The organism is Lyngbya sp. CCAP 1446/10 (genome assembly GCF_026130175.1).
Classification (GTDB): domain Bacteria; phylum Cyanobacteriota; class Cyanobacteriia; order Cyanobacteriales; family Microcoleaceae; genus Microcoleus.
Genome location: NZ_JAIGNI010000140.1, coordinates 1 through 650, shown reverse-complemented (window position 1 = coordinate 650; position 650 = coordinate 1). Strand labels below are relative to the sequence as shown.

Sequence of the window (650 nt, the reverse complement as noted above, 5' to 3'; positions counted from 1 at the left end):
TATCCATCATTACAACTATGTTTTGAGCCAATGAATATCTAATCACTACATATTTATCACTACCATTGACGGTTATACAAACTTGTCGCCATCAAGGACGTTCTGTCATTGAGTTTTTTGACCAAGCTATAAAAGCAATGGTTGACTCGGCTGTGCAGACCCCTTCTTTAATTCCTATAATTGAGACCTGAATCCTTACCATCTGACAACAGTTTTCCGAGTTGTTTTACCCAATTTATTATCGTGGTATGATCAACTCCCTTAACTCGTTCTATCGCCCGCTTTCGCCATACCATTGACATAAATTTTTAGGCAATCACGTTTGATGCTCTCGCGCTTAACCTCGCCTTTGCTCATACTCATTGATGAATTGACGACCAAATTGGACACAAATGTGGTTCTGTTTTCCTTTTTTCGGGCCGTTATTACGGATCTGGGTTAATTTACATTCGCCGGCATTGAATAAATTATTCCTCCTATTCATACTCTAACTCAGCAACGCCACCAATCTTTCAGCCTTAAGTAGGGCTTGCTGAAAAAGTCAGAAAACGGCATTTAGAAAGATGAGTGAATTTGCGTTCACCTTGATCAGATAAATTTTGCTCATATTGTTTGGAAGAAATATAATTTTTGCTGATTGTTAAAAGCCG

At 38.5% G+C, this 650-nt stretch carries 1 pseudogene; it reads right to left on the bottom strand.

Annotation, left to right across the window (positions count from 1 at the left end):
• Positions 1–191 precede the first annotated feature (191 nt).
• Positions 192–484, bottom strand: a pseudogene (locus K4039_RS26655) (hypothetical protein); the annotation flags it as partial.
• Positions 485–650: the final 166 nt, after the last annotated feature.